The organism is Komagataeibacter xylinus NBRC 15237, assembly GCF_001571345.1.
GTDB lineage: Bacteria > Pseudomonadota > Alphaproteobacteria > Acetobacterales > Acetobacteraceae > Komagataeibacter > Komagataeibacter xylinus.
Genome location: NZ_BCTP01000036.1, coordinates 23,788 through 29,787, shown reverse-complemented (window position 1 = coordinate 29,787; position 6,000 = coordinate 23,788). Strand labels below are relative to the sequence as shown.

At 56.0% G+C, this 6,000-nt stretch carries 10 protein-coding genes; all 10 read left to right on the top strand.

Annotation, left to right across the window (positions count from 1 at the left end; genetic code table 11):
- The first annotated feature begins 70 nt into the window (after positions 1–70).
- The 10 genes from GXY01S_RS12585 (at position 71) to GXY01S_RS12550 (ending at position 5,832) form a co-directional block, all read left to right on the top strand.
- The gene (locus GXY01S_RS12585; RefSeq protein WP_061275601.1) at positions 71–367 is read left to right on the top strand and encodes a WGR domain-containing protein; all 297 of its coding nucleotides are present in this window, start codon (positions 71–73) and stop codon (positions 365–367) included.
- Positions 364–999 (top strand): tyrosine-type recombinase/integrase, encoded by a 636-nt coding sequence (locus GXY01S_RS12580; protein WP_061275599.1) that lies wholly within the window; start codon positions 364–366, stop codon positions 997–999. The genes GXY01S_RS12585 and GXY01S_RS12580 overlap by 4 nt, the downstream gene beginning before the upstream one ends.
- Positions 1,000–1,087: 88 nt before the next feature.
- Positions 1,088–1,342, top strand: a complete 255-nt coding sequence (locus GXY01S_RS12575; protein WP_019092318.1) for a ribbon-helix-helix domain-containing protein — start codon at positions 1,088–1,090, stop codon at positions 1,340–1,342.
- Positions 1,343–1,345: 3 nt separating this feature from the next.
- Positions 1,346–1,765: a putative toxin-antitoxin system toxin component, PIN family gene (locus GXY01S_RS12570; protein WP_019092319.1), complete on the top strand. Its 420-nt coding sequence runs from the start codon at positions 1,346–1,348 to the stop codon at positions 1,763–1,765.
- A gap of 374 nt (positions 1,766–2,139) precedes the next feature.
- Complete coding sequence (locus GXY01S_RS12565; protein ID WP_019092320.1) at positions 2,140–2,793, top strand: ParA family protein; 654 nt, start codon at positions 2,140–2,142, stop codon at positions 2,791–2,793.
- Complete coding sequence (locus GXY01S_RS17285; RefSeq protein WP_202898835.1) at positions 2,790–3,110, top strand: hypothetical protein; 321 nt, start codon at positions 2,790–2,792, stop codon at positions 3,108–3,110. Before GXY01S_RS12565 ends, GXY01S_RS17285 begins: the two co-directional genes overlap by 4 nt.
- On the top strand, positions 3,107–4,057 hold the full coding sequence (locus tag GXY01S_RS17280) for a replication initiator protein A (RefSeq protein WP_082770868.1): 951 nt from the start codon (positions 3,107–3,109) through the stop codon (positions 4,055–4,057). Before GXY01S_RS17285 ends, GXY01S_RS17280 begins: the two co-directional genes overlap by 4 nt.
- A gap of 837 nt (positions 4,058–4,894) precedes the next feature.
- Positions 4,895–5,074, top strand: a complete 180-nt coding sequence (locus GXY01S_RS17275) for a type II toxin-antitoxin system HicA family toxin (RefSeq protein ID WP_019087453.1) — start codon at positions 4,895–4,897, stop codon at positions 5,072–5,074.
- Between the two features lie 10 nt (positions 5,075–5,084).
- Positions 5,085–5,501 carry a type II toxin-antitoxin system HicB family antitoxin gene (locus GXY01S_RS12555; protein ID WP_019087452.1) on the top strand — a complete coding sequence of 139 codons (417 nt, stop codon included), beginning with the start codon at positions 5,085–5,087 and terminating at the stop codon, positions 5,499–5,501.
- A gap of 76 nt (positions 5,502–5,577) precedes the next feature.
- A complete protein-coding gene (locus tag GXY01S_RS12550) occupies positions 5,578–5,832 on the top strand; it encodes a hypothetical protein (RefSeq protein ID WP_082770867.1) in 255 nt (84 codons plus the stop codon).
- Positions 5,833–6,000 lie beyond the last annotated feature (168 nt).

Sequence of the window (6,000 nt, the reverse complement as noted above, 5' to 3'; positions counted from 1 at the left end):
GGCCCGTCCCGTGTCAGCGGCGGTTTTCCTGTCCGGATCGGGGGAAGTGTGTTACACTTTTCGGGATTATATGCCCAAACGCGCCCCGAAGGCCCCTGTCCGGCCGCCTTGCCAGTTGTCGCTGTTCCCCGAAACGGCGGCGCTGGTGCGCGTGGACCCGGCCGCCAACTGCTGGCGCTTCTACCATCTGTCGCTGCAGCCCGACCTGTTTGGCGGCACCGCCCTGGTGCGGCAGTGGGGGCGGATCGGGACGGCCGGCCGGCAGGTCTGCGAACTGCATCATGATGCCGGGCAGGCGCGCGACGCCCTCGCCCGCCAGCTCCGGGCCAAGCGCCGGCGGGGTTACCGCGACAGGCCGGCCGGATGAGCGGCACCTCAAAACCGGGACAGCGGGTGACCCCGGCAGGCGCCCCCGGCGGGATGCAGCTGTTCGACCGCGACGGGAGCCGCAAATACCTCACGGTCGCCGAGCGGGCGCGGTTCCTGCGCGCGGCCGAGCAGGCGCCGCGCGAGGCCCGCACGCTGTGCATGACCCTGGCCTGGTCGGGCTGCCGCCTGTCCGAGGCCCTCGCCCTCACAGCGGACCGGGTGGACCTGGCCGGCGGCGTGCTGGTGTTCGCCACGCTCAAGAAGCGCCAGGACGGGATCTATCGCGCCGTGCCGGTGCCCCCCTCCCTGCTCGAGGCCCTGGATCTGGTGCATGGCATCCGCGAGGCGCAGCGTCGACGAGGGCGTGGATCGGCCGTTCGGCTGTGGCCCTGGTCCCGCATGACCGGCTGGCGGGCGGTACACGCGGTCATGGTTGCCGCCAGCCTGTCCGGCCCGGCCGCGTCCCCCAAGGGCCTGCGCCATGCCTTCGGCGTCGCCGCCGTCTCCAGCGGCATCCCCCTCAACATGGTGCAGAAATGGCTCGGTCACGCCCAGCTCTCCACCACCGCCATCTACGCCGATGCCGTCGGCGCCGAGGAGCAGGATATCGCACGGAAAATGTGGGGGTAATGCATTTTGTGAAGATGAAATCAGATTGCACAGATATATATAGGCGCTTATCATGATAAGCGTATAAGACCTTATATGGAGATATGATATGTCTACTGATATGACTCGTTGGACGGTTTCAGTCTCCCGCGAAACCGACATCACCGTACGTAGTTTCCTGGCGCAGCGCGGCATGAAGAAAGGCGACCTGTCTCGCTTTATCGAGGAGGCGGTGCGCTGGCGTGTATTCGACAGGACAATGGCGGAAGCCCGGAGTGGGTTCGCAGATATGGAGCCGGACGCGCTGGAGGACCTGATCGGTGAGGCCGTGACCGCTACGCGGGCAACGGACAGGGCCAGCTAAGGCGTGCGTCTAGTCATCGATACCAATCTTCTCATCAGTGCCCTGCTTTCTGAAAAATCCCTGCCAGCGCATCTGCTCGGGCTATGGCGGGCAGGACAATTCGATCTGCTGACTTCTACCGAGCAGCTAGATGAGTTGCGGCGCGTGACACGGTATCCCAAGATCCGTTCCCGTCTGCCGCCCGCCCTCGCCGGCCGTCTGGTCAATGAAGTCCGGGATCTAGCTGTTCTCATTGTAGATCTTCCTGCCGTGGCAGCCTCTCCGGATCCGGATGACGATTATCTTTTGGCGATGGCATCCGCTGGGAAAGCCGATTTTTTGTTAACGGGCGACAAGCGCGATATTCTGGACCTGCGGGTCTATGATGGTGTGAAGATCATTACAGTAAGAGCATTTCTGGTCATGCAGGGGATCATGCCGTGAGTGTGGCAGATGGTTCTATCCCAGCAGAAGCTGGGGGCAATCGGTAGACTGACCTTTACCGGCGTACCGTGCTCAAGGGGGCAGATTAAGGGAACGGGCACGCGAGTGTAGCCCTGCGGGTTAAGGTGTATCTGCTGCCATCCCTTATGAATTGGTTACTCGATATAGTTGAGCGGGTGTGCTCTTTGATTAGTCCGGTCCGGCTTCATGGCTTGCGGATCGGGAGCCGTGACGTCTCCCTTGATGAAGCCGAGTGCATTAGGATGCGATATAAATTCTAAGCGAATACGCAACTAAGCGACTATGCGATTAAAGTTGTTTGCTACTAAACGAATAAGCTATATAAAAAGCATAGTCGCTTAGTAGGAGACATCATGCAGACTTGGGCCGTGATTGCGCAGAAAGGCGGGCAGTCGAAAACGACGATTGCAACGGCTTTTGCTGTCGAAGCCGCCAGTGAAGGCGCGGCGGTTGTGATCCTTGATGCTGATGATCGGCAAGGCTCAGCTCTCTATTGGTCTGAGAGACGAGAGGCTGATGACGTAATGGTGAAAGATAGCAGTGTGGCAGGATTGCCCCTGCATGTTTCGCGAGGACGTAAGAGTGGAAAACTGGATCTCATCATCATTGATACGCCTGCAAACTCAAAAGACATTGCTATGTTGGCGGCAGAACAAGCTGACTTTGTAGTGATTCCAGTCGCTCCGCGTGGGTTGGATGTTCATTCTGTGCTGCAAACCATTAAGCAGGTTCAGCAAGCAGGAACACCTTTTGCTGTGATCCTCACCCAGGTTCCTTATCAAGGTTCAGAAGGGAAAGATGCTCGAGCGGGCTTCATCGCTAAAAGCGTCACCATGTTCGATACGGAACTTCATTTTCGTAAGGATTTCTATAGAGCAACACCGATCGGGAAAACCGCTGTCGAATTGGATCCAGATGGTAAGGCCGCAGCTGAACTACGCTCTGCTTATGCTGAAGCTAAGCGACTAAGCGGATATGCGAATAAACCATTAAGCGAGATGGTATGATGGTGAAACCCAAGAAAGCATCGGCATTAGCCGGAATTTTTGAGGAAGAAAGTGCCCCTGTATCCCCGACCGTTGTAGCGGAAAGTATGCCGAAAGAGGCTACTACCCGATCTCGTCTTGATGGGAATGCACCTTCGCCACGCAAGAAAAATAGTCATCCTGGCAAAAAACCAGTTTTGATCCATATCCCAGAGGATATGCACCGTACACTCCGCCAACTGAGTGTAGAGGAAGGTGGAGAACCTTTGACGGTCATTACCGAGCGTTTATTGCGCCAATATCTGGTGCAGCGAGGGCACACCAGGTTTGCACCATGAGTAAACGACGTGATCCGAACCCCGAGTTCGACTTTTTTATTCCGTTAATGAATGATCTTCCGTTGAAAGATCAGCGGGAAGTGATGGAGCGGCCATTTTTCTCACTTCAGAAACGTAAACGTCTTAAGCCAATTGAATATCGCAGCCCAAATGGCGAAGCATGGGTAAAAGTTGAAGCTATGCCAGCTTATGGCATGGCGACAATATGGGATGCCGACATTCTTGTGTGGGCGGCTTCCGTATTGAATCGGATGAAAGAGCAGGGGATCAATGATCTTCCGCGAACGCTTACAACAACAACCTATGATTTGTTGCGCGGCATTCGACGAGGAACAGGGGGACGTGCTTATCAGGAATTGCAAGCTGCTCTTTCGCGTCTAGAAACAACATCTATCCGTACATCATTACGGGCACCTAAGCGCCGTAATGAGGCTCAGTTTGGATGGCTGGATGGATGGACGCTGGAAGTGGATCCAGACACAGATCAGCCGCGTGGTATGACGATCACCCTATCAAACTGGGTTTATGAGGGCATTGTAAGTGAGCGATCCTTGCTGACAATGCATCAGGATTATTTCCTTTTATCTGGTGGATTAGAGCGGGCCCTCTATCGGATCGCACGTAAACATGCTGGTCAGCAGCGAGGTGGATGGATATGCCGTGTCGAGGTGCTGCATGAAAAAACAGGTAGCGATGCGCAGCCTAAAGAATTTAATCGTATGCTACGGAAGATCATCGAAGCAGACCAACTTCCTGACTACACCATGTCGTTGTCTCAGACTGTTGAGGGCACACCGGCAGTGATGTTTCAGTTGCGAGGTGTTGAGGCAGCGACTGAGCTGCATAGGAAGCTCGAAAAAGAAAGAGAGCGCTTAGAAGCAGATCGTCGGCGTGCTGAAGAGGTGGATGGGTTGATGGATCGTTTGTCACGAGAGCGGCCTCGTTAAACTATCGTGGTTTCACCCACCCAGTAAGTTCTCTCTGTAGTCAAAATGAGAGTTACTACGACTCGAAACAACCCAAGCTATAGGGAATGCTGCGTTTTCCTGTGGATAAGTGATGGTCAACTGTCGTGGTTTCACCCACCAAAGTGTCGTGGTTTCACCCACCAAAGTGTCGTGGTTTCACCCACCCAAACACGTGGTTTCACCCACCGGCCATAACCATAACATTCTGTTATCAATAGTGTTTTTACAGGATTTTTAGCGCTTAACTCTTTTAACTATATATTTTAACAAAATTCTTAACAAAAAGCACCGCCTCTTGGGGGCTCTGCCCCCGCTGGCTCGCGGCCTACGGCCGCCCCGATCGCGCTTCGCGCGATCTCCCACCCGGCATCCCCCTACTCGCCCTTCCAGGGCTGCGCTAAACGGACACGCCTTCGGCGTGAAAATATCATGTGACAATGCGATAAACGCATCGTCCCTCCACTGGCATCCTCCCCGCCTGCGTCGGCACCTTCGGCGCCCTACGGGGCTCCCGCTCTGCGCTCGCCCGACGCCTGTAACGCCAGAAAAACCGGGCAAGACCGCAATCTGCTCAAGACACAATAGAGTTCAGACGGTCATTCAGCGACTCACATGTTGCAGCATGCCAACCAGGCGCTACAGGATGACCGTACAGGCGTTACCGAACGTGGTGGCTAGTTGGGTAGGCCATAGAGGGAATTACGCTCTGTACGGCCTCCCAGAGCGCTCTACGGGCATTGCAGGGAATTGACGGCCAGGTCACATCCTTTTACCTGCCTTCTTGAACAAGGATCAGGCCGTGTGTATGATGTGTAAATGAAAAGTGCCGATCTGATCCGGGAGCTGGAAAAAGCAGGCTGGAAGCTGGATCGCGTGCGCGGTTCACACAACGTCTTCAAACATCCATCGCGACCAGGGATCGTGGTCGTTCCTCATCCCAAAAAGGATCTGGGCACCGGTCTGGTTGCCGCCATCCGCAAACAGGCGGGTCTCTAGGAGGATCATCATGCGCTATCCGGTTGTTATCGAACGGGGCAGCGAGACAACGGCATTTGGCGTTGTCTTTCCTGACCTCCCCGGCTGCTTTTCGGCAGGCGACACGCTCGATGAAGCCATTTCCAATGCGGAAGAGGCCGCTGCGGCATGGATCGATGCCACGCTGGATGCCGGAGAGGCTGTGCCTTCTCCCAGCACGCTCGACGCCATCCAGAACAACCCGGATTATGAGGGCTGGACAGTGGGCTTTGTCACCATTGATCCGGCCGTCCTCGATGACCGGGTAGAACGGGCGAACATCTCCCTTCCCCGGCGCGTTCTGGAGCGGCTGGATGCGCTTGCCAGATCATCCCATGAGAGCCGTTCCGGCATGATCGCGGCCATGACCCTGCAGGCAAGACTTACGCCGGTGATCAGGAGCAAATGAACAACCAGAACAGGGGAGATCGGGCGATGTAGGTACGCCCGGAAATCACTCCGTGCGTCATGGAGGGGAAGCTCCCATGTCTCGCACCTATCATCACAGCCGCAGACACGGCCGGGACCATCGCTGGGCCAACCGGCCGGATCGCTGTGGCTATGGAGGCTCACGTGATGCCTCTGAATCTCCAAACTGGTACAGCCATCTGCACGATATCCGCCCTGACCGTCATCATGACAGGCATATTGCCCACCTGATCATCAAGGGCGATCTCGATCCTCTCGAGGCGGTCTTTCCGTATACCGGAACCCGGCGACCCCACGAATATTACTGGTAATCTTCAGCGCGGGAATGAGAAATCGTTCCCGCGTTCTGTTTCCGTCTGGATTTTCAGGCCAGTTTGGATCTGCGCTTCCGTTTTCAGCTTGGTGCGGGATTTCGTCTCTTCCCTCAAATACCCCAATCCGACCTGATGATTGCAAAGTACGCAGTCAATGACTACAAT